The organism is Streptomyces sp. BL1 (genome assembly GCF_057628045.1).
Genome location: NZ_JBXYWZ010000002.1, coordinates 5,297,633 through 5,319,673, shown reverse-complemented (window position 1 = coordinate 5,319,673; position 22,041 = coordinate 5,297,633). Strand labels below are relative to the sequence as shown.

The following is a 22,041-nucleotide window of genomic DNA, read 5'->3' as shown; positions in this document are numbered from 1 at the left end:
GAGCGGAAACGTCATGACACTCAGCCAGCACGACATCGACCGCGAGGTCGCCGACCTGCGCGAGGCGTACGAGAAATCCCGTGCGGCCGGCGCACCCGCCGCCGACCATCCGCCCCGCGACTACGCGCCGTACCGCAGCAGCGCCCTCCGGTACCCCAAGCAGCCCCTCGTGGCCGTCAACGGGGGCGACCCGGAGACCGTCGAACTGCACACCCCGGTGTTCGGCTCGACCGACGTCACGGAGATCGACCACGATCTGACGCGCCAGCACACAGGCGAACCGCTGGGCGAACGGATCACCGTGTCGGGCAAACTGCTCGACAGCGACGGCCGTCCTGTACGCGGTCAGTTGATCGAGCTGTGGCAGGCCAACGCGTCGGGCCGGTACGCGCACCTGCGCGACCAGCACCCTGCGCCGCTCGACCCCAACTTCACCGGTGTGGGGCGCGTGCTGACCGGCGACGACGGCAGCTACAGCTTCACCACGATCAAGCCGGGCGCGTACCCGTGGCGCAACCACCACAACGCCTGGCGGCCGGCGCACATCCACTTCTCGCTGTTCGGCAGCGCGTTCACGCAGCGCCTCGTGACACAGATGTACTTCCCGAACGACCCGCTGTTCGCGTACGACCCCATCCTGCAGTCGGTCACCGACGACTCGGCCCGGCAGCGCCTGGTCGCCCAGTACGACCACGACCTGTCGCAGGCCGAGTTCTCGCTGGGCTACCGCTGGGACATCGTGCTCGACGGCCCGTCCGCCACCTGGATCGAGGAAGGCCGCTGATGACCGCCACCGACTCCACTCCCCTGGGCCCCACGCCCTCGCACACGGTGGGCCCCTTCTACGGGTACGCGCTGCCGTTCCCCGGCGGCGGCGACATGGCCCCTGCGGGGCGCGCGGACGCCGTCACGGTGCACGGCGGCGTGTACGACGGCGCCGGGAACCCGGTGCCGGACGCGCTGATCGAACTGTGGCAGGCCGACGACGGGGGCGACCTGTCCGGCGCTCCGGGCTCGCTGCGCCGCGATCCGGTGACGGGCGGTCATCTCGGCCGGAACGGCGTGGACTTCACCGGCTTCGGCCGGATCGCCACCGACGCCGACGGCAGCTGGGCGGCGCGCACGCTCGTACCGGGCGCGCGCCCCGGTCACGCCCCGTACATCAGCGTCTGCGTGTTCGCGCGCGGCCTGCTGCACCACCTGTTCACCCGGATCTACTTCCCCGAGCACACCGAGGCACATGCCACGGACCCGCTGTTCGCCTCGCTCGCGCCGCATCAGCGCGAGACGCTGGTTGCCGCGGCCGAGCCGCACGGCTCGTACCGTTTCGACATCCGGCTGCAAGGCGAAGGGGAGACGGTCTTCCTTGACTTCCACTGATCCGGCCGCGCGTACGGGGGACGCGGGACTGCTGTCCCCCGTACGCGCGGGCTCGGAGGCCGAACAGGCCACCGACGACACGGCGTTCCTCCAGGCCATGCTCGACGCCGAGGCCGCGCTGACCCGTGCGCAGGCGAACCTCGGCCTGGCTCCGCCGTCCGCCGCCGAGGCCGTGACGGCCGCGGCCCGCGCGGACCGCTTCGATGCCCGCGACCTCGCGCTGCGGGCCCGCTCCGGCGGGAATCCGGTGATCCCGCTGGTCGCCGACCTGACCGCGGCCGCCGGCGACGAGGCGGGCCCGTACGTACACCGGGGCGCCACCAGCCAGGACATCGTCGACACAGCCCTCATGCTGATGGCGGCGCGCACCCTGGACGGCATCCTCACCGACCTGGAGTCGGCCGCCGCCGCGCTCGCGGGCCTGGCCGAGGAGCACCGGGCCACCGCCATGCCGGGCCGCACCCTGACCCAGCACGCGGTGCCCACCACCTTCGGGCTGAAGGCCGCGGGCTGGCGCAGCATGGTCCTCGACGCGCACGACCGGCTGACCGACGTACGGGCCGCGCTCCCCGCCCAACTGGGCGGCGCGGCGGGCACGCTGGCCGCGTTCGGCGCCCACGCGCGGGCCGCCGGGGAAGCGGCCACGGCGGCCGGGGACGCCCCGGCCGAGGACACCGGCATCGCGCTGCTGCGCGCGTACGCGCGGGAAACCGGCCTGGCCGAACCCGAGTTGCCGTGGCACACCCTGCGCACTCCCGTGGCCGGTCTCGGCTCCGCGCTCGCCTTCGTCTGCGGCGCGCTCGGCAAGCCGGCCGCCGACGTCCTCGTGCTGTCCCGTACGGAGGTCGGCGAGGTCGGCGAGGGAAGCGGCGGCGGCTCCTCCGCCATGCCGCACAAGAGCAACCCCGTACGGGCCACGCTCATTTCCTCCGCCGCGCGGCAGGCCCCGGCGCTCGCCGCCACCCTCCAGCAGTCCCTCGCCGCCGAGGACGAACGCCCCGGCGGCGCCTGGCACGCCGAGTGGCAGCCGCTGCGCGAACTGCTCCGCCTCGCCGGAGGAGCCGCCCGCGCCGCGGCCGAACTCGCGCAGGGGCTCCAGGTGTTCCCCTACCGCATGGAGGAACACCTCGCGCTGACCGAGGGGCTCATCGTCAGCGAACGCATCGCCGCCGAACTCGGCCCGCTGCTCGGCAGGGCCCGCGCCAAGGACCTGCTCACCAGCGCGTCCCGGACCGCCCGCGACGAGGGCATCGCCCTCGACGAGGCCCTGGAGGAGGCCGAGCCCGAACTCCGCTCCCTGCTCGGCAAGGAGCGGCTGCGCGAACTCACCGACCCCGCGCGGTACGTGGGCAGCGCCCCCGTCCTCACCGACCGCGCGCTGCGCCGCACCCCACGCGCCCCGCATTCCGCACAGCCCGCCCGGCCCGCACCGCCCGCGGCGGGACACGACGGCTGACCCGACACCCACGCATCGGAGACCACCCACGATGGCCGGCACCGCCGCACCCCTCCCCCACCACCGCCTGGACGGCCCCGCCGACGGCACCCCGCTGATCCTCGGCCCGTCCCTCGGCACCTCCCTCGCCCTCTGGGAACCCCAGCTGCCCGCGCTCACCCGCGCCCACCGGGTGCTGCGCTGGGACCTTCCGGGGCACGGGAGTTCACCCTCCGGCGTGCTCCCCACCGACGGCTCGGCGACCGTCGGCGACCTCGCCGCGCAGGTACTGCGGCTGGCCGACGCGCAGGGCTGGGACCGGTTCGCGTACGCCGGGGTGTCCCTCGGCGGTGCCGTCGGCCTGTACCTCGCGGCGCACCACCCGGAGCGGGTCGCGTCGCTGGCCGTCGTCTGCTCCTCGGCCCGGTTCGGCGACCCGGACACCTGGCGGGCGCGTGCCGCGTCCGTGCGGGCCGACGGCACCGAGGCCATGGTCGCCAGCCGGCCCGGCACGTGGTTCGCGCCGGGCTTCGAGAAGACGGAGCGCGGCGCGGCCCTGATCGAGGACCTGCGGGCCGTCGACGCGGAGGGGTACGCGGCCTGCTGCGAGGCGCTCGCCGCGTACGACCTGCGGGGCGAACTGTCCCGCATCGGGGCGCCGGTCCTCGTCGTGGCGGGCCGCGACGACCCCGCGACGCCGCCGTCGCACGCGCGGGAGATCGCGGACGGCATCCCCGGCGCGGCCCTCACGGAGCTCCCCGGCGCGGCGCACCTCGCCGGCGCGGAACGTCCCGAGGCGGTCACCGCCGCGCTGCTGGCCCACTTCGGCGACGCGTCCGCGCCCGCGGACGACGGCGCGCGGCACCGTGCGGGCATGGAGGTACGACGGGCCGTGCTCGGCGACGCGCACGTGGACCGCGCGGTGTCCCGCACCACCGAATTCACCGCCCGCTTCCAGGACTTCATCACCCGCTACGCGTGGGGCGAGATCTGGACGGGCGACGCTCTGGACCGCAAGCAGCGCAGCTGCGTGACGCTCACCGCGCTGGTGGCGCACGGCCACTACAGCGAGCTGGCGATGCACGTACGCGCGGCCCTGCGCAACGGCCTCACCCGCGACCAGATCGGCGACGTCCTCCTCCAGTCCGCGGTCTACTGCGGCGTCCCGGCAGCCAACTCGGCCTTCGCCACAGCCCAAAAGGTCTTCGACGACCTCGACGGGTAATCCGGCGAAAGCGGGGGCAATGCCCCCCGCTTCTTGGGCGCGGGCGCGGGGCGCGTACTGCCCAACCGGCGTGTTCGCGATTACGCTGGCCGCATGGGCTGGACCGCGCGCAACATCCCCCCGCAGGCCGACCGCACCGTCGTCGTGACCGGAGCCAACAGCGGCCTCGGCTACATCACGTCCCGGGAGCTCGCGCGCCGCGGCGCGCGCGTCGTTCTCGCCTGCCGCAGCACGGAGCGCGGCGAGGACGCCGCGGCGCGGCTGCGGCGCGAAGTCCCGGAGGCGGACGTGGAGTTCCGCCCGCTCGACCTCGCCGACCTGGCGTCGGTCCGCGCGTTCGCGGACTCCCTCCCGTACGACCGCGTGGACACGCTGGTGAACAACGCGGGCCTGATGGCCGTTCCGTACGCCCGCACGGCGGACGGTTTCGAGATGCAGTTCGGGGTGAATCACCTCGGCCATTTCGCCCTCACGGGGCTGCTGCTGGAGCGGCTGCTGGCCGCGCCCGGCGCCCGTGTCGTGACGGTGTCCAGCCTCATGCACCTGCTGGCCAACATCGACATGGGCGACCTCAACAGCGAGCGCCGCTACCGCCGCTGGACGGCCTACGGCGCCTCCAAGACGGCGAACCTGCTCTTCGTGCACGAACTCGCCCGCCGCGCGGGCCGCAAGGGCCTGGACCTGACGGCCACCGCCGCACACCCCGGGTACTCGGCGACCGAATTGCAGACGAAGGGCGCGCGGATGGCGGGCCGCCCGTTCACCGAGCGGGTGATGCAGGCGGGCAACAGCCTGGTCGCCTCCTCGGCGCAGCTGGGCGCGGCGCCCGTGCTGTACGCGGCGACGGAGCCCGGGCTGCCCGGCGACTCCTTCGCGGGGCCGCGCATCCTCGGCGTCCGCGGCGGTCCCGCCCCCTCGTGGCGCGCACCGTGGACCCTCAACGACACGGCGGGCGAACGGCTGTGGGCCGCGTCCGAGCACCTCACCGGGGTCGGCTACGGCGCGCTCTGAGCCCGGCCCCCGCCGGCCGGGCCCGGCCGGCACGTGTGACGTGGCATACAGCCCGTCGTGACCCGTGCGCTACGGTGGCGCGCATGAACGAGAGGCCCGCTGTCCGCGTACTGGTCGTCGACGACGACTTCATGGTCGCGCGGCTGCACAGCACTCTCGTCGAGCGCGTCCCGGGCTTCACCGTCGCGGGCGTCGCGCACAACGGCACCGAGGCCCTCTCGCTCTTCCGTGAACTGCAGCCGGATCTGGTCCTGTTGGACATCTATCTGCCCGACGTTCCCGGCCTGGAGGTGCTGCGCGGCCTGCGCGGCGACGGCGCCCCCGAGGACGGCCCGGACGTGCTGGTGGTCACCGCCGCCCGGGACGCGGAGACCGTACGGGGCGCCCAGCGCGGCGGGGCGGTGCAGTACATCATCAAGCCGTTCGAACCGCAGCTGCTCCAGGAGCGGCTGCGGCGGTACGCGGAGCGGCGCCGCGAGCTGGCCTCGCTGTCCGCTCCGGGCCAGGACGACGTGGACCGGATCTTCGCCGGCTCGCAGAACGCCGGCCAGGACGCCGGCGGACACCGCAGGCCGCTGCCGAAAGGGCTGACGGAACAGACCTCCGAACTGGTGCGGGCCACGCTCGACGCGTGCCAGGACGGGGCGGGGGTGTCGGCCTCGGAGTGCGCGGAGCGCAGCGGCCTGTCCCGGGTGAGCGCCCGCCGCTATCTGGAGCACTTCGTGGCCACGGGCAGTGCCCGGGTCACGCTGCGGTACGGCACGACGGGCCGGCCGGAGCGCCGCTATCACCCGGACGGCGCGGCTTCTTCTTCCCCTTCGGCCTCCTCCCCGGACACAGCGGTGCCCGGCACCGGCCGTACGGACTGACCTTTTCCGCCCCTGCAGAAACCCTCCCGGATTTCACGGATTTCTGGAAAGTACGGCGCGTCGTACTGCCGCCGCTCTCCGGGGAACTGGCGCCGGATCAGCCATCCGTGACGGCAGTCACTTTCCCTCCCGCGCGTGCTGATCGTTTTCCGCATTGATCTTCCCCCGAATGCCGTACGCCACAAGATCGAATCTTGTAATTCAGTGACCCAAACCACAGGAACTCGGTGAGTCGGGTCACAAGAACGGCCGCCGTTTCCGCCATTGTTCGGCGTTCATGTCAGACGGGCCTCCTCAACTCCCCACACGGCAACGGGAGTTGGCGGGTAGATCAACTCCGGCCACGGAATGTAGGGGATCTGTACACGTGCCCTGATCTGTCCAGTTCCTTGTGATGGCGAATTTCGTCTGCTTACTGTTCATGCCGCCACCGCACGTCCCATGCGGCGGCTCCGTGACCGGGACGCCTAATCCTGCCGCCCGGTCTCGCGGATACACACGACTCACAGGGCGGCAGGAGCGGGGGAACCAGGTAAGTGCCGTGCCCGCACCCGATCGGTGCAGGCAACGGCTTGGGGTGAAGCCATCCCGTGGAAAGCGTCAAGGAGCGCTTTCACGAATGGCCGGGCATCTCCAGCCCGAATCCGACAGCTCACCTCGCAGGCGCAGGAGAGGAACGAAGAAGCTTTATGGCCACTATCTCTGAGCGCGCTCGCAACAGCCGTCAGCAGACCCGCCGCATGGCCCGTATCTCGCTGGCGCTGACCGCCGGCGGCGCGGGCATCGCGCTTCCGCTGCTCGGCGCGGGCAATGCCCAGGCCGCGCCGGTGAGCACGTGGGACAAGGTCGCCCAGTGCGAGTCCGGCGGCGACTGGTCCATCAACACGGGCAACGGTTACTCGGGCGGTCTGCAGTTCGACTCGCAGACCTGGCAGGCCCACGGCGGTACGAAGTACGCGCCGAGCGCCGGCGAGGCCAGCAAGGAACAGCAGATCAAGATTGCCGAGAAGGTGCTGGCCGAGCAGGGCCCCAGCGCCTGGCCGAACTGCGGCCCCAAGGCCGGTCTGAGCCAGAACAGCGGTGAGCCGCAGTTCTCCTCCGACAAGTCCTCGCAGCAGCAGGACCAGCAGAAGTCCCAGCAGCAGAGCGACGCGAAGCCGCAGCAGCAGGAGAAGCCGCAGCAGCAGAAGTCCGAGCCCAAGCAGGACTACACCCCGCAGAACGCCGGCACGACCGCGTACAAGGTCGTCACCGGTGACACGCTCGGCAAGATCGCCGACGCGAAGGGCGTCCAGGGCGGCTGGCAGAAGCTGTACCAGGACAACAAGCAGACCATCGGCAAGGACGCCAACGTCATCTTCCCGGGTCAGAAGCTCGACCTGAAGGGCGGCTCCGGTGACTCCGGCGCCACCCCGCAGGGCGGCGCCTCGCAGCAGGCCCCGTCTGCCGCGGACAAGGCCGACCAGGCGAAGAAGGCCGCCGAGAAGGCCGAGCAGCAGGCCCAGCAGAAGGCCTCCGCCGCCAAGAGCGCCCAGGGCGACTACGTGAAGCCCGTGAACAGCCAGACCAGCACGCCCTACAAGGCGTCCGGCGGCAGCTGGTCCAGCGGCAGCCACACCGGTGTCGACTTCACCGCCGACTCCGGTACGCCGGTGAAGGCCGTCACCAACGGCACCGTCGTGAAGACCGGCAACGGCGGCGCCTACGGCAACGAGGTCGTCATCAAGGGCGAGGACGGCAAGTACACCCAGTACGGCCACCTCACCTCGGCCACCGTGCAGGCCGGCCAGAAGGTCGGCGCCGGCGACCAGATCGCCGTCTCCGGCAACACCGGCAACACCACCGGCCCGCACCTGCACTTCGAGGTCCGCACCGGCCCCGAGTACGGCAGCGACATCGACCCGGTCGCCTACATGCAGCAGCACGGCATCAACATCTGAGCCGTCTCGCAGCAGCCACACGGTGGCGCAAGGGTCTGAGCACCGGATGCCCGGCACTCCCTCAAGGGGTGCCGGGCATCCGGCCGTTGGGGCCCGCGCCACCCCGGAACAAAAACTGAGGGGGCGGCACCTCCGCACAAGGTGCCGCCCCCTCCGGGGCCCCGGGCCCGGCGCCGCCGGTGAGGGTGGTGCGCGGCGTGAGGGCCCGGAAGCCGGCGCGCTGAGCGCGCCCCGGGATGGTCAGTCGTCGTTGGCGGCGGCGCGCCCGGCCTCCAGTCGCGCCACGGGGATCCGGAACGGCGAGCAGGACACGTAGTCGAGCCCCACCTCGTGGAAGAAGTGCACCGAGTCGGGGTCGCCACCGTGTTCGCCGCACACGCCGAGCTTCAGGTCGGGCCGGGTGGCCCGGCCCGCCTCCGCGGCGTTCCGTACGAGCGCGCCGACGCCGTCCTTGTCGATGGTCTCGAACGGGGAGACGCCGAAGATGCCCTTCTCCAGGTAGGCGGTGAAGAAGCTGGCCTCCACGTCGTCCCGGCTGAAGCCCCACACGGTCTGGGTGAGGTCGTTCGTGCCGAAGGAGAAGAAGTCGGCGGACTCCGCGATCTGACCGGCCGTCAGCGCGGCCCGGGGCAGCTCGATCATGGTGCCGAGCGAGAGGCCCAGCTCCACCCCGTACTTCTGCTCGGTCTCCGCGATGACGGCCTCGGCCTCCTCGCGGACGATCTCCAGCTCCTGCACGGTGCCCACCAGCGGGATCATGATCTCCGCGCGGGGGTCGCCGTTGGCGGCCTTCCGCTCGGCGGCGGCCTCCGCGATGGCCCGTACCTGCATGCTGAACAGGCCCGGGATGACCAGCCCGAGGCGTACGCCGCGCAGGCCCAGCATCGGGTTCTGCTCGTGCAGCCGGTGCACGGCCTGGAGGAGCCGCAGGTCGTTCTCGTTGGCGTCCTCGCGGGACTCGGCGAGCGCGACGCGCACCGACAGCTCGGTGATGTCGGGCAGGAACTCGTGCAGCGGCGGGTCGAGGAGACGCACCGTCACGGGCAGCCCGTCCATCGACTCGAACAGCTCGACGAAGTCGCCCTTCTGCTGCGGCAGCAGCGCGTTCAGCGCCTCGTCGCGCTCCTCGCCGGTGTCGGCGAGGATGAGCCGCTCGACCAGTTCGCGCCGCTCGCCGAGGAACATGTGCTCGGTGCGGCACAGGCCGATGCCCTGCGCGCCGAACCGCCGTGCGCGGGAGGCGTCTTCCGCGTTGTCGGCGTTGGCCCGCACGGACAGCCGGCGCTTCCGGTCGGCGTACGACATGATCCGGTGCACGGCCTGCACCAGTTCGTCGCCGGCGCCCGCGTGCGTACGGCCCTCGAAGTATTCGACGACCGGCGACGGCACGACCGGGACCTCGCCCGCGTACACCTTGCCCGTCGAGCCGTCGATGGACACGACGTCGCCCTCGTCGATCACGGTGCCGCCCGGCGCGGTCATCCGCCGCCGCTTGGTGTCGACTTCGAGCTCCTCCGCACCGCACACGGCGGTCTTGCCCATGCCGCGGGCGACGACGGCCGCGTGCGAGGTCTTGCCGCCGCGCGAGGTCAGGATGCCCTCGGCGGCGATCATGCCGTCGAGGTCGTCCGGGTTGGTCTCGCGGCGGATGAGGATGACCCGCTCACCGGAGCGCGACCACTTCACGGCGGTGTACGAGTCGAAGACCGCCTTGCCGACCGCGGCGCCCGGCGAGGCGGCGATGCCCCGGCCGATCTGCGCGATGCCCTCGCCGCTGAGGCCGCCGTTGCTGTCGAAGCGGGGGAACATCAGCTGCGCGAGCTGCGCCCCGTTGACCCGCTGCAGGGCCTCGGCCTCGTCGATCAGGCCCTGGTCGACGAGCTGGGTGGCGATCCGGAAGGCGGCAGCGGCGGTGCGCTTGCCGACGCGGGTCTGCAGCATCCACAGCTTGCCGCGCTCGATGGTGAACTCGATGTCGCACAGGTCCCTGTAGTGCGTCTCCAGGGTCTCCATGATGTGCATCAGCTCGTCGTAGGACTTCTTGTCGAGCTGTTCGAGGTCGGCGAGCGGCACGGTGTTGCGGATGCCGGCGACGACGTCCTCGCCCTGCGCGTTCTGCAAGTAGTCGCCGTACACGCCCTGGTGGCCGCTGGCCGGGTCGCGGGTGAAGGCGACGCCGGTGCCGGAGTCCGGACCGAGGTTGCCGAACACCATGGAGCAGATGTTGACGGCGGTGCCCAGGTCGGAGGGGATGCGCTCCTGGCGGCGGTAGAGCCGCGCACGGTCGCCGTTCCACGAGTCGAAGACCGCCCGTACGGCGAGGTCCATCTGCTCGCGCGGGTCCTGCGGGAACTCCCGCCCGGTCTCCTTGAGCACGATCGCCTTGAACTGCTCGACCAGGCCGCGCAGATGAGCGGAGGTCAGGTCGACGTCGCTGACCGCGCCCTCCTCCCGCTTGGCCTCGTCCAGCGCCTCGGCGAACAGCTCGCCCTCGATGCCGAGGACGGTGTCGCCGAACATCTGGATGAGCCGGCGGTACGAGTCCCAGGCGAAGCGCTCGTCGCCGGACTGCCGCGCGAGCCCGTTCACCGACTCGTCGGAGAGCCCGATGTTGAGGACGGTGTCCATCATCCCGGGCATGGAGAACTTCGCGCCGGAGCGGACGGACACCAGCAGCGGGTCGTCGGCCTGCCCGAGCTTCTTGCCCATCTTCGTTTCCAGCGCGGCCAGCTGCGCGCCCACCTGCTCACGCAGGGCCGGGGGTTCGTCCCCGGACTCCAGGTAGACCTTGCAGGCCTCGGTCGTGATCGTGAACCCCGGAGGGACGGGGAGACCGAGGTTGGTCATCTCGGCGAGGTTGGCCCCCTTCCCGCCGAGGAGGTCCTTGAGGTTCCTGTTGCCCTCCGTGAAGTCGTAGACGAACTTCCGCTTATCCGCACTGGCGTTGTGCGCCGCGCTGGATGCGTTCTTTGCGTTCTCTGCGTGAACGGCCACCGGACTCGGCTCCTCGTGGACGGTTGCCCTGACGGCGGGGAGCGTACCCAGATCAAAGGCTTTGAGGTACGTCCAGCAGCACGTCACACGGCTGTAACCCGCACTCGCCCAATGATCGAAAGTCACAGCGGGCTTACGGGGGACGGAGGTTGATGTCCATCTCTCGAATACGCGTCTCCACGATCCCGTGCGGCAAAACGGATGAACAGCACGAAAAGGGAAGTTGATCGTTCACACCACGAACCAAGGCTCGGTAAAGTCCCACCCCGCTCCTTGGAGATGTGCAGATCACAGGTGAGCGCTCATCTGAGCACACCTCTGATCAGAGTGGTGAGCATCACGCGGCACAGGGTGCCTGCATTCCAGAATGCGGACACTCTGATGGGAGGCGCATACGCCGGATACCGGACACGAGATGGCGAACTGCCCCTACGCGGGCACGTCTTCGAGGATTCCGCCCGCTCGCCCGGCACCCGGTGCCAGACGTGCGCGCCGCGTGTCGCCCCGCCCGAGCGTGCCGGGACCGTACGGGGCCCGTACCGGCCGCTAGCCTGACCGCTGATCACGGGCCGGCGGAGGAGGCGGAGGGGCAGCGGAGATGACGGGCAAGGACGTACGGCCGGAAGCACGCCGGGCACGGCTCGTGACGGGCGTCGTCGCGGCGGCACTCGGCCTCGCGCTGCTGCACATCGTCCTCGTCCAGCTCGTCCGCGACGAGAACGGCGCCCCCGTGTTCCCGCTCCGCGCCTGGGAGTGGAACGCCCTCGCCCTCGTCCCCCTCGCGGCCCTGGCCTTCCACTGGCACCCGCGCCAGCGCTCCCCCGCGCCCAACATGGAACCGGCGATCCTGGTGTCGTCCAGCCTGTACCTGGTGTACGGCTTCCTGTCCTTCTCCGGGGGCGACCTCCGCCTGTTCCCCGCGCTGCTGGCGAGCGCCGCGACCCTGACCGGCGTCTGGCTCTCCAACCGGCGTACGGCGCGCAGGGTGTGACGGGACGTCGGGCGCCCGGTTGACCCTCAGGTCTCCAGAAGGGCGGCGATCAGACTGAGGAACGCGAGCACCGTCGTGACCGTCCGCACGATGTTCCAGAGGACCCAGCGGCTCTCGAAAGCGGCCCGGTCGCCCTCCCGCTCCAGCTGGTTGTTCAGCGGCACGTTCACGATGGCCGTGATGACGAACGTCCCCAGGTACAGGGGCAGTGCGGGAAGGATCCACACCAGCGCGGGATCCCCGATGTGCAGCACGGCGGCGACGACCGTGAACACGAACGCGCCCAGATAGCAGGACAGGAACCACCCGTTCAGGATCGCCCTGTTGATGTGCCGCATCACGTCGACGAACGCCCGGTCCTCGGCCCGCCTCAGCCCCGGCATCACGGCGTACGAGAACGCCCCGAACAGTCCCGCCGTCATCCCTGTGGTCAGAGTGGCCAGCACCACCGCGATCGCCGCGAGCATCTCCACGCGCCCGGCCCCCTCCCCCGGCCACGCACCAGGTCAGCGCAAGCTAGCCGGGCCCCGAGGGCCCGTCAAGAGCGCATCGCGGGGCGCCGGTTGGCCCCGCCTCACCCCGCGACGGTACGGATGAACTCCGTGAACGCCGCTGCGGGGAACGTGAGGTGACCCCTGTCGGGGTCCTTGGAGTCGCGTACGGCAACAGTCGCGCTGGCGCGCGGCATGCCGACCTCGACGCACTCGCCGCTCTTGTCGGCGCTGTAGCTCGACTTACGCCATGCGGCGGCGCCGAGCGTGGCGCACTCGACGCATTCGCCGCCTTCGTCGTCGCTGTAACTCGACTTACGCCAAGGACGGGTCTGCCCCAGGTCGGTGTCCATAGCGCTCCTCCATGACACGGCCGATGAGCTCCGCCGAGTCCTGCAGGGACAAGGCGTTTGCTCTCAAAAGATCGTAACGGTGCACCCGTTCCTCAACATGCTGCAGTTCGGCCGTCACGTCGACCCGTCCATACGACTCGACGTACGCGAGCGTGGGTTGGTCCTCGTAGGAGTAGAGAGAGAACGCTCCTGGCAGCCCGGCGTGCGCCCCGGCACGAAATGGCAGCACTTGGATACCCACCCTCCGGCTGGGCCAGTAACTCAACAGGTGGGTCAATTGATTTCGCATGACCTCTCGGCCGCCAATCTCCTGATGCAGCACTCCTTCGCCGAGGATCAGCCAAAGCAACGGCGTTTCGTCCCACTCCAGCATGCGCTGCCGAGCGAGCCGGGCCGCGACCTGTCCGTCCACGTTCTCCTGCCCCAGGACTCCGAGTACCGCTCGCGCATACCCTTCTGTTTGGAGCAAGCCGTGCACCAGCTGCGGCTGAAATGCGCGGATCTTCTTGGCCGTTGACTCGATTTCGGAGACCTGCCGAAGCTTGTACGGCAACGGTTGCCGCCTCACCAGCTCCCACGCGCGCAGCAGCGCGCCGTCCGCGCCCACCGCGTCGTCGAGCCGCGGCACGTGCTCGTCGCGCGGCACCCTGACGGCAGTCTCGAACTGGCTGATCAGCGCGCCCGTGAGGAACAGCTTGCCGCCGAGCTGGTCCAACGTGAGCCCGGCGCGGTTTCTCCACCAGCGGAGTTCCGCGCCGAAGTAGTGGAGCGGCGAGGCTCCCGGGTCAAGCTTCTTGATGTTGGCCACGGGAGCTCCCTTGCTCAACCAGTTAAGCCCTGCACGCAGTTGATTTCACGCCATGGCTCAGCGTAGCCACGTGGACACATCCTCGTCCCGTGGCTGTGCATGAAACCCCCCTCAATCACTCGCCGTACCGGTTCCACGTAGAACTCACGCTCGGCGAGCACTCGCCCCTCTTCATGCGGAAGGCGGTGCGGCGCTACCTCCGCATGTGGGAACTCCCGTACCTGGCCGAGCCGGTGACGCTGGCCGTCAGCGAACTGCTGACCAACGTGTACCGGCACGTGCCGGACGCGTGGTGCGCCTGCACGGTGATCCGCACGCTGCACGGCGTACGGGTCGAGGTGTACGACCGGTCACCCGAGCTCCCCGAACCGGCCGCCGCGGACCTGCTGGACACCTGCGGCCGGGGGCTCGCTCTGGTCGGTCTGATGACGGACGCCTGGGGCGTCACCCCGCACCGCACCGGCAAGACGGTGTGGTGCGAGGTGGAAGCATGAGGTGTCGGGGACCGTCAGTCGCGGGCCGGGAGGCCGGCGAAGAAGTCCAGGAGGGCCTCGTTGACTTCCTGGGGGCGCTCCTGCTGGGTCCAGTGGCCGCAGCCGGGCAGGACTTGGTGCCGCACGTCCGGGGCCATGTGCGCGGCGCCGCGCAGCACGTTGTCGAGGCCGGTGAAGGTGACGAGGTCGCGGTCGCCGAGGACGTACAGCGCGGGGACCTCGACGCGGCGGCCCTGGAGGGGCGCGGTGAGCTCCCAGTTGCGGTCGAAGTTGCGGTACCAGTTGAGGCCGCCGGTGAAGGCGTGCTCGCCGTGCCGCGCGTAGTCGGCGACGAACGCGGCGACGTCCTCCTCGGTGAGCCACGCGGGCAGCTTGTCCGGCTCGGGGATGGCTTCGAGCACCCCGAGGCCCTCGGGGGCGATCCACGGCCGGACCGGATCGGTGAACGGGCTGTCGCCCGAGGCGCCGACCAGCAGCCGCCGGAACGTGGACGTCAGGTCGCGGGCCAACTCGGCGTCGGCGACGCCGGGTTCCTGGAACCGCAGGATGTAGAAGTCGTCGCCGGCGGCCTGGCGCATCGCCTCCGTGGGAGGCGTGCTTCCGCGCAGCGGCGCCGGCACGCTGAGCCCCACGACGCCCCGTACGACGTCCGGCCGCAGCATGGCCGTGGTCCAGGCGACCGGCGCGCCCCAGTCGTGGCCGACGACCACGGCGTGCTCCCGGCCGAGCGCGTGGATCAGACCGATGACGTCACCGGTCAGATGCAGCATCGTGTACGCGCCGATGTCCTCGGGCTGCTCACTGCGGGCGTAGCCGCGCTGGTCGGGGGCGACGACGCGGTACCCCGCCGCGGCGAGCGGGCCGAACTGGTGCCGCCACGAGTACCAGCTCTCCGGGAAGCCGTGCAGCAGCACGACCAACGGGCCGTCCTCGGGCCCCTGTTCGGCTATGTGCAGCCGTACGCCGTTGACGTCGATCTCGCGGTGCTGGACGTTTTGCAGCTCTGCGCCGGTCACGTGCCCTCCCCTGGTCGTGGCCGGACCTTGCCGGCACTCGGGAACGAGCGTACGCCGCCCGTACGACAGTCCGGTGTGGCGGGACGTAACGCCCGGTGAAGGACCGCGGTGACGCGCCGCTTCGCCAACGCCCCGCCGGCGGCGGGCTCCGACGGTCTGAACGGGGGAATCCCGTACCCCGTCCTCGGGTACGCCCGCCCGGCCGCCGGGGTACCCGGTGCCGCGTGCTGGATGCTGCCCCGAGCGCCGGACCGCGCACAGGGCGCACCGGCGGAACGGACCCACTGATTCGGCAGGAGTACCGACATGGCGGAATGCGAAGTCTGCGGCAACGACTATGAGATGTCCTTCGAGGTGATCACGGCCGGCATGTCGCACACCTTCGACAGCTTCGAGTGCGCCAGCCAGAAGCTGGCGCCGGTGTGCGACAACTGCCAGTGCCGCATCCTCGGCCACGGCCTGCAGGCCGACGGCCAGTTCTTCTGTTGCGCGCACTGCGCCCGGGTGAAAGGCCACACCCGGCTGTACGACCACGCGTAGCACCGGCGGCCCGCCGCACGGCCGTCCGTCCGCCGCAGTCCCGCGGGCGGCCGGCCTCGCGGCCCGCCCGCGCGCGGGTCAGCCGCCGGAGGTGGACAGTTCTGCGTCGGCTGTGACGCCGTCCGCGCAGTCGTTGGGGTCGTCCAGCCAGCCGTCCGGGAGGACGACCTTGTTGCGGCTGTGCGTACGCCCGCGGGGGCCGTCCGCGCCCGCCGCCGGCCACGGCTGGTCCAGGTCCAACTGGTCCAGCAGCGCCCGCAGTTCGGTGAGCGACGAGGCCACGGCGAGCTTCTTCCGCATCTCCGAGCCGACGGAGAAACCCTTCGTGTACCAGGCGACGTGCTTGCGGAAGTCGATGACGCCGCGCGCCTCGTCGCCCAGCCACTCGCCGAGCAGCTGCGCGTGCCGCACCATCACGTCCGCGACCTCCCGCAGCTCCGGCTCGGCCCGCTCGGGCCGCCCCTCGAAGGCCGCCACCAGATCGCCGAACAGCCACGGCCGCCCCAGGCAGCCGCGGCCCACCACGACGCCGTCGCAGCCCGTCTCGCACACCATCCGCAGCGCGTCGTCCGCCGACCAGATGTCGCCGTTGCCCAGTACGGGGATCTCCGGGACGGCCTCCTTGAGCGCGGCGATCGCCGACCAGTCGGCGGTCCCGCCATAGTGCTGCGCCGCCGTACGCCCGTGCAGCGCGATCGCGGTGACGCCCTCGTCGACGGCGATCCGGCCGGCGTCCAGGAACGTCAGATGGTCGTCGTCGATGCCCTTGCGCATCTTCATCGTCACCGGCAGCCCGCCCGCGTTGTTCACCGCCTCGTGCAGGATGGCGCGCAGCAGGGGCCGCTTGTACGGGAGGGCGCTGCCGCCGCCCTTCCGGGTCACCTTCGGCACAGGGCAGCCGAAGTTGAGGTCGATGTGGTCGGCCATGTCCTCGTCGGCGATCATCCGGGCCGCCTTGCCGACGGTGACCGGGTCCACGCCGTACAGCTGGATCGAGCGCGGCCGCTCGGTCTCGTCGAAGTGCACGAGCTGCATGGTCTTCTCGTTCCGCTCGACCAGCGCGCGCGTGGTGATCATCTCGCTGACGAACAGACCCTTGCCGCCCGAGTGCTCCCGGCACAGCGACCGGAACGGCGCGTTCGTGATTCCCGCCATCGGCGCCAGCACCACGGGGGGCTGGACACGGTGGGTGCCGATCTGCAGCGCCTGGGTCATCGCGTGCGTTCCTCCTGTTCGGGGCGGGCCGGTTCGGGGCCGGGCAAGGGGGCCGACCTCCTATTGTCCCCCAGCCCTGTGGGTGGTTTGCGCCGTTCCCCGCGCCCCTTGTCGTGCGCCGTTCCCCGCGCCCCTTGTCAGCGCAAGCACTCCAGCCGGTGCCGGGTCTCCTCGTCCGCCGGGACGAACGTGACGATGCGGTGTGCGTTCGGATGCGGGCTCAGCCAGAGGCTGCGGCTCTCCAGCCGGAGCCGGCCCGCGCGCGGATGCTCGTACCGCTTGACGTGCGGCGCGGGGCGCGCCACCTCGAACTCCCGCCACAGCTCCCGGAATTCCGGCGACCCCTCCTCCAGCCGCCGCAGCGCCGCCTTCCACACCGGGTCGTCCACGTGCTCCGCCATCGCCCCGCGGAACTTGGCGATCTGGTCGCGCAGCATCTCGTCCCGGTCCAGGAAGAGGGCGTGCCAGTACGGGTCCGTCAGCAGCAGCCACAGGCAGTTGCGGTCCTCGGGAGGCATCCGCTCGATGTCGCCGAAGACCCGCGCGTGCGGGCCGTTGGCGGCCAGCATGTCGTAGCGGGCGTTCGCCACGACGGCCGGCAGCGGCTCCAGCTCCCGCAGCAGCAGCCGCGCCGAGTCCGACACCATCGGGCACTCCGCGTCCGGCAGCGGGTCCGGCGCCCCCGCCAGCGCGAACAGGTGCTCCCGCTCGCCCCGGTCCAGCAGCAGCGCCCGCGCCAGCGCGTCCAGCACCTGCACCGAGACCCGGATGTCCCGCCCCTGCTCCAGCCACGTGTACCAGGTGACGCCGACCGCCGAGAGGTGCGCGACCTCCTCGCGGCGCAGCCCCGGCGTACGGCGCCGCTGTCCGCGCGGCAGCCCCACCCGCTCGGGCGCGATCCGCTCCCGGCGGCTGCGCAGGAACGCGGCCAGCTCACGCCGCCGCGCCCCGTCGCCGTCGGCGCGGGGCGCCGGTGATGCGGCCGGCGGGGCCGCGGACCCGGGAACTGTCGTCGTCATGCCTCCAGGGTGCGGCAGGAGCCCACCCTGGTTCCAGGTGCTCCCGGTACCAGGATGAAGACTGTCTGGTACCAGGCTGAGAGTTCGACGACCGTCGTACTCCATGAGCCCCAATATCAACACCGTGACGACTCACGGCACTTCATCACGTACACCGCACACCCCCGCCGCCACGGGCCCGGCGGAAACAGCTCCCGCACCGGACTCCGCACCGGTCCTCGGCCCGCTCGGGCTGCTGACCGTGCTACTCGGCGCGGCCCTGCCCATGCTCGACTTCTTCATCGTCAACGTCGCCCTGCCCAGCATCGAACGCGATCTGCGCGCCTCCCCCGCCACCCTCGAAATGGTCGTCGCGGGCTACGCCGTGGCGTACGCCGTGCTGCTCGTCCTCGGCGGCCGGCTCGGCGACACGTACGGTCGCCGCCGGCTCTTCCTGTGGGGCGTGGCCGCCTTCGGTGTCACCTCGCTGGCCTGCGGACTCGCGCCCGGCGCCTGGTGGCTGGTGGCCGCGCGGGCCGCGCAGGGCGCCGCGTCCGCGCTGATGCTGCCGCAGGTGCTGGCGACCATCCACGCGACCACGCGCGGCCCCCGGCGCGCCCGCGCGCTCAGCCTGTACGGCTCGCTCGGCGGGATCGCGGGCGTCCTCGGCCAGGTGCTCGGCGGGGTACTGGTCGCCGCCGATGTGGCGGGCACCGGATGGCGCGCGATCTTCCTGGTCAACGTGCCCGTGGTGGTGGCGGCCCTGCTGCTCGCCATGCGCTCCGTACCCGACAGCCGCTCCCCGCGGCCGGCCCGCGGCGACACGGCAGGGGTGCTGCTCCTCGCCGCCGCGCTCACCGCGCTGCTGCTGCCGCTGACGGAGGGCCGCGCCGCGGGCTGGCCGCTCTGGTCGGTGGCGCTGCTCATCGCGGCGCCCTTCCTCGGCTGGGCGTTCCTCGCGACGGAGCGCCGCGAGGAACGCCGGGGCGGCAGCCCGCTGCTGCCGCCGTCGCTGCTGCGCGAGCCGGGCGTCCGCAGGGGCCTCGCACTCGGGCTGCCGATCTTCCTGGGCTTCAGCGCCTGGATGTTCGTCATCGCGGTGACGCTCCAGCAGGGCCTGCGGTACGGGCCCCTCGCGGCCGGTCTGACCCTCGTCCCCATGGGGCTGCCGCAGTTCGTGTCCTCGCTCCTCGCGCCCCGGCTCGCGGAACGCCTCGGCAGCCGCGTCGTGGTCCTCAGCGCCGCGCTCCAGGGCGCCGGGCTCGTCCTCGTCGGGCTGGCCGCGCTGGCGTACTGGCCGCGCCTCGACGCGCTGCTGCTCGCACCGGGGCTCGCCGTGACCGGTCTGGGCCTCGGCCTCCAAGTCCCCATGTACTTCCGGCTCGTGCTGGCGGCGGTCCCCGCCGACCGGGCCGGCGCCGGCAGCGGACTCGCGGCCACGACACAGCAGGCCTGCCTGGCCCTGGGGATCGCGACCCTCGGCTCGCTGTTCCTGGCGCTGATCCCGGCCGTGGGGATGCGCGACGCGCTGCTCGCAGTACTCGCCGTGCACGTGGCGGGCCTGGCCGGAATGGCGGCGATGGGCCTGCGCCTGCCCCGGGCCCTGTGAGGGCGGGGCGGCTGCCGGCCCGCCCTCACCACACACGCGCAGAGGCCCGGTTCCGACGGCGTCCGTCGGAACCGGGCCTCTGCGCAAGCGAGTTGCGGGTCAGCAGCCCAGGAGGCGGGCGCCCAGGTAGGCCTCGATCTGGTCGAGGGAGACGCGCTCCTGCTTCATGGTGTCGCGCTCTCGGACGGTGACCGCGTTGTCGTCGAGGGTGTCGAAGTCGACGGTGACGCAGAACGGGGTGCCGATCTCGTCCTGGCGGCGGTAGCGGCGGCCGATGGCGCCCGCGTCGTCGAAGTCGATGTTCCAGTGCCTGCGCAGCGCCTCGGAGAGACCGCGCGCCTTCGGCGACAGCTTCTCGTTGCGGGACAGCGGCAGCACCGCGACCTTGATCGGGGACAGCCGCGGGTCGAGGCGCATCACGGTGCGCTTCTCCATCTTGCCCTTGGCGTTGGGGGCTTCGTCCTCGATGTAGGCGTCGAGCATGAAGGCCAGCATGGCGCGGTTCAGACCGGCCGCGGGCTCGATCACGTACGGCACCCAGCGCTCGCCGGCCTCCTGGTCGAAGTACGACAGGTCGTGGCCGGACGCCTTGGAGTGCGCGGTGAGGTCGAAGTCGGTGCGGTTCGCGACGCCTTCGAGCTCGGAGAACTCACTGCCGCCGAAGTTGAAGCGGTACTCGATGTCGGCGGTGCGCTTCGAGTAGTGGGAGAGCTTCTCCTTCGGGTGCTCGTACCAGCGGATGTTCTCCTCGCGGATGCCGAGGTCGCGGTACCAGTTCCAGCGCTCCTGCATCCAGTACTCGTGCCACTCCTCGTCCTCGCCCGGCTTGACGAAGAACTCCATCTCCATCTGCTCGAACTCGCGGGTCCGGAAGATGAAGTTGCCCGGAGTGATCTCGTTCCGGAAGGACTTGCCCTGCTGGGCGATGCCGAACGGCGGCTTCTTGCGCGAAGTCTGCTGCACCTGCGCGAAGTTGGTGAAGATGCCCTGTGCCGTCTCGGGGCGCAGGTAGGTGCGCGAGCCCTCGTCCTGGACCGGGCCGAGGAAGGTGGAGAGCAGGCCGGAGAACTGCTTGGGCTCGGTGAAGGCGCCCTTGTTGCCGCAGTGCGGGCAGTTGAGGTCGGCGAGGCCGTTGGCGGGCAGCTTGCCGTGCTTGGCCTCGTACGCCTCCTCCAAGTGGTCCGCGCGGAACCGCTTGTGACAGGAGGTGCATTCGGTCAGCGGGTCGGTGAAGGTCGCCACGTGACCGGACGCCTCCCACACCTGGGGGGCGAGGATCACCGAGGAGTCGATGCCGACCACATCGTCGCGGGAGGTGACCATGGAGCGCCACCACTGGCGCTTGATGTTCTCCTTGAGCTCCACACCGAGCGGCCCGTAGTCCCAGGCGGCGCGCTGACCACCGTAGATCTCGCTGCAGGGATAGACGAAGCCTCGGCGCTTGCTCAGGCTGACGATGGTGTCGATCTTGTCGGCGGCCACGGTGCTCTCTTCATCAACGACGACGGAATACCTCAGATTACCGAGCACTGAGGGGCCTGAATCAAATCGGTTCTCCCCTCGGACAGATGCCCGGACCCACCGTACGCTCACGCCCCGTAAGGCATTTGACAACGGTTTCCAACTAGACCGAAAATGAGTGTCATGAACGCTCGACGACGCCTCATACGGATCACCGCAGCCACCACCGCACTCGGCCTCGGCACGCTCGCCCTCGCAGGCTGCGGCGGCGACTCCGCGAGCGCCGGCAAGGAGAACGGCAAGCTCAAAGTCGTCGCGTCGTTCTATCCCATGCAGTTCCTCGCGCAGGAGATCGGCGGGAAGCACGTCACCGTCGAGAACCTCACCAAGCCCGGCACCGAGCCGCACGACCTGGAGCTGAGCCCGCAGCAGACCGGCGACCTCAGCAAGGCGGGCCTGATCGTCTACCTCAAGGGCCTGCAGCCCGCCGTCGACGAGGGCATCAAGCAGTCCGGCGCGGAGCACGTGGCCGAGGCCTCCTCCTACACCTCCCTCGAACAGCACGGCGACGACGTACACGGCGAAGAGGGCCACGGTCACGAGGAGAAGGGCCACGGGGAGAAGGGCCACGAGCACGCCGAAGAGGGCCACGAGGGGCACGACCACTCCACCGCCGCCGGCGACCCGCACGTCTGGCTGGACCCGGTGCGCTACGCGCAGGTCGCCGAGGGCGTCGGCAAGCAGCTCGCCAAGGCCGACCCGAAGCACAAGGCGGAGTACGAGAAGAACACCAAGTCCCTCGTCGACCGCCTCGGCGCGCTCGACAAGCGCTTCGAGAAGGGCCTCAAGGACAAGAAGTCCGACACCTTCATCACGACGCACTCCGCCTTCGGCTACCTCGCCGAGCGCTACGGGCTGCACGAGGAGGCCGTCTCCGGCATCGACCCGGAGTCCGAGCCGAGCGCGGCCCGCATGAAGGAACTGCACGGCGTCGCCAAGAAGGACAAGGTCAAGACCGTCTTCTTCGAGGACACCGCGAGCGACAAGACCGCGAAGACGCTCGCCACCGACCTCCAGCTGAAGACCGGCGTGCTGAGCCCGCTGGAGACCGTCAAGGACCCCAAGAAGGACGACTACTTCTCCGAGATGGAGAGGAACCTCACCGCCCTGCAGGGCGCACTCGGCGCACAGTGACATCGCGCAAGAGCGCG

The 22,041-nt window shown here is 71.1% G+C and carries 20 protein-coding genes and 1 riboswitch; of the genes, 12 read left to right on the top strand and 8 right to left on the bottom strand.

Going from position 1 to position 22,041, the window contains the following annotated elements; translation table 11 throughout:
* Positions 1 to 13 precede the first annotated feature (13 nt).
* From pcaH to AC3AGO_RS23310, 7 genes are all read left to right on the top strand, one after another.
* Complete coding sequence (gene pcaH, locus AC3AGO_RS23340; RefSeq protein ID WP_487822178.1) at positions 14 to 784, top strand: protocatechuate 3,4-dioxygenase subunit beta; 771 nt, start codon at positions 14 to 16, stop codon at positions 782 to 784.
* Positions 784 to 1,380, top strand: a complete 597-nt coding sequence (gene pcaG, locus AC3AGO_RS23335; RefSeq protein ID WP_487822177.1) for a protocatechuate 3,4-dioxygenase subunit alpha — start codon at positions 784 to 786, stop codon at positions 1,378 to 1,380. Before pcaH ends, pcaG begins: the two co-directional genes overlap by 1 nt.
* On the top strand, positions 1,367 to 2,836 hold the full coding sequence (gene pcaB / locus AC3AGO_RS23330) for a 3-carboxy-cis,cis-muconate cycloisomerase (RefSeq protein ID WP_487822176.1): 1,470 nt from the start codon (positions 1,367 to 1,369) through the stop codon (positions 2,834 to 2,836). The genes pcaG and pcaB overlap by 14 nt, the downstream gene beginning before the upstream one ends.
* A 31-nt stretch (positions 2,837 to 2,867) precedes the next feature.
* Entirely contained in the window at positions 2,868 to 4,040 is a 1,173-nt protein-coding gene (gene pcaDC / locus AC3AGO_RS23325; RefSeq protein WP_487822175.1) for a bifunctional 3-oxoadipate enol-lactonase/4-carboxymuconolactone decarboxylase PcaDC, read from the top strand.
* 93 nt (positions 4,041 to 4,133) lie between these two features.
* Positions 4,134 to 5,051, top strand: coding sequence for an oxidoreductase (locus AC3AGO_RS23320; protein ID WP_487822174.1), 918 nt, complete (start codon positions 4,134 to 4,136; stop codon positions 5,049 to 5,051).
* Positions 5,052 to 5,134: 83 nt separating this feature from the next.
* A complete protein-coding gene (locus AC3AGO_RS23315; protein WP_487822173.1) occupies positions 5,135 to 5,920 on the top strand; it encodes a response regulator in 786 nt (261 codons plus the stop codon).
* 485 nt (positions 5,921 to 6,405) lie between these two features.
* Positions 6,406 to 6,601, top strand: a riboswitch (cyclic di-AMP (ydaO/yuaA leader).
* Positions 6,602 to 6,609: 8 nt separating this feature from the next.
* On the top strand, positions 6,610 to 7,860 hold the full coding sequence (locus AC3AGO_RS23310; protein ID WP_487822172.1) for a transglycosylase family protein: 1,251 nt from the start codon (positions 6,610 to 6,612) through the stop codon (positions 7,858 to 7,860).
* Positions 7,861 to 8,100: 240 nt separating this feature from the next.
* On the opposite strand, the gene ppdK is transcribed toward AC3AGO_RS23310, so the two are convergent.
* Positions 8,101 to 10,854, bottom strand: a complete 2,754-nt coding sequence (gene ppdK, locus AC3AGO_RS23305; protein ID WP_487822171.1) for a pyruvate, phosphate dikinase — start codon at positions 10,852 to 10,854, stop codon at positions 8,101 to 8,103.
* 598 nt (positions 10,855 to 11,452) lie between these two features.
* On the opposite strand from ppdK, the gene AC3AGO_RS23300 reads away from it, so the two are divergent.
* The gene (locus AC3AGO_RS23300) at positions 11,453 to 11,845 is read left to right on the top strand and encodes a hypothetical protein (RefSeq protein WP_487822170.1); all 393 of its coding nucleotides are present in this window, start codon (positions 11,453 to 11,455) and stop codon (positions 11,843 to 11,845) included.
* Positions 11,846 to 11,871: 26 nt separating this feature from the next.
* Here AC3AGO_RS23300 and AC3AGO_RS23295 read toward each other — a convergent pair whose 3' ends face one another.
* From AC3AGO_RS23295 to AC3AGO_RS23285, 3 genes are all read right to left on the bottom strand, one after another.
* On the bottom strand, positions 11,872 to 12,312 hold the full coding sequence (locus AC3AGO_RS23295; protein ID WP_487824778.1) for an anthrone oxygenase family protein: 441 nt from the start codon (positions 12,310 to 12,312) through the stop codon (positions 11,872 to 11,874).
* A 107-nt stretch (positions 12,313 to 12,419) separates the two neighbouring features.
* Complete coding sequence (locus AC3AGO_RS23290; protein ID WP_487822169.1) at positions 12,420 to 12,689, bottom strand: DUF397 domain-containing protein; 270 nt, start codon at positions 12,687 to 12,689, stop codon at positions 12,420 to 12,422.
* Positions 12,652 to 13,497 carry a helix-turn-helix domain-containing protein gene (locus tag AC3AGO_RS23285; RefSeq protein WP_487822168.1) on the bottom strand — a complete coding sequence of 282 codons (846 nt, stop codon included), beginning with the start codon at positions 13,495 to 13,497 and terminating at the stop codon, positions 12,652 to 12,654. The genes AC3AGO_RS23290 and AC3AGO_RS23285 overlap by 38 nt, the downstream gene beginning before the upstream one ends.
* Before the next feature lie 89 nt (positions 13,498 to 13,586).
* Here AC3AGO_RS23285 and AC3AGO_RS23280 point away from each other — a divergent pair, with 89 nt between their 5' ends.
* Entirely contained in the window at positions 13,587 to 13,991 is a 405-nt protein-coding gene (locus tag AC3AGO_RS23280) for an ATP-binding protein (protein ID WP_487822167.1), read from the top strand.
* Between the two features lie 14 nt (positions 13,992 to 14,005).
* Here the strand turns inward: AC3AGO_RS23280 and AC3AGO_RS23275 are convergent, their stop codons facing one another.
* Positions 14,006 to 15,007 (bottom strand): alpha/beta fold hydrolase, encoded by a 1,002-nt coding sequence (locus AC3AGO_RS23275; protein ID WP_487822166.1) that lies wholly within the window; start codon positions 15,005 to 15,007, stop codon positions 14,006 to 14,008.
* A 306-nt stretch (positions 15,008 to 15,313) separates the two neighbouring features.
* Between AC3AGO_RS23275 and AC3AGO_RS23270 the strand changes: the two genes are divergently transcribed.
* Positions 15,314 to 15,547: a hypothetical protein gene (locus tag AC3AGO_RS23270; RefSeq protein WP_487822165.1), complete on the top strand. Its 234-nt coding sequence runs from the start codon at positions 15,314 to 15,316 to the stop codon at positions 15,545 to 15,547.
* A 78-nt stretch (positions 15,548 to 15,625) separates the two neighbouring features.
* On the opposite strand, the gene dusB is transcribed toward AC3AGO_RS23270, so the two are convergent.
* Together dusB and AC3AGO_RS23260 are read right to left on the bottom strand one after the other, a co-directional pair.
* Entirely contained in the window at positions 15,626 to 16,762 is a 1,137-nt protein-coding gene (gene dusB, locus AC3AGO_RS23265) for a tRNA dihydrouridine synthase DusB (RefSeq protein ID WP_487822164.1), read from the bottom strand.
* 137 nt (positions 16,763 to 16,899) lie between these two features.
* Entirely contained in the window at positions 16,900 to 17,781 is an 882-nt protein-coding gene (locus AC3AGO_RS23260) for a helix-turn-helix transcriptional regulator (protein ID WP_487822163.1), read from the bottom strand.
* Positions 17,782 to 17,884: 103 nt separating this feature from the next.
* Between AC3AGO_RS23260 and AC3AGO_RS23255 the strand changes: the two genes are divergently transcribed.
* Positions 17,885 to 19,369, top strand: a complete 1,485-nt coding sequence (locus AC3AGO_RS23255) for an MFS transporter (RefSeq protein ID WP_487822162.1) — start codon at positions 17,885 to 17,887, stop codon at positions 19,367 to 19,369.
* A 99-nt stretch (positions 19,370 to 19,468) separates the two neighbouring features.
* Here the strand turns inward: AC3AGO_RS23255 and AC3AGO_RS23250 are convergent, their stop codons facing one another.
* Complete coding sequence (locus tag AC3AGO_RS23250) at positions 19,469 to 20,851, bottom strand: glycine--tRNA ligase (protein WP_487822161.1); 1,383 nt, start codon at positions 20,849 to 20,851, stop codon at positions 19,469 to 19,471.
* Between the two features lie 162 nt (positions 20,852 to 21,013).
* On the opposite strand from AC3AGO_RS23250, the gene AC3AGO_RS23245 reads away from it, so the two are divergent.
* The gene (locus AC3AGO_RS23245; protein ID WP_487822160.1) at positions 21,014 to 22,024 is read left to right on the top strand and encodes a metal ABC transporter substrate-binding protein; all 1,011 of its coding nucleotides are present in this window, start codon (positions 21,014 to 21,016) and stop codon (positions 22,022 to 22,024) included.
* The last annotated feature ends 17 nt before the right edge of the window (positions 22,025 to 22,041 follow it).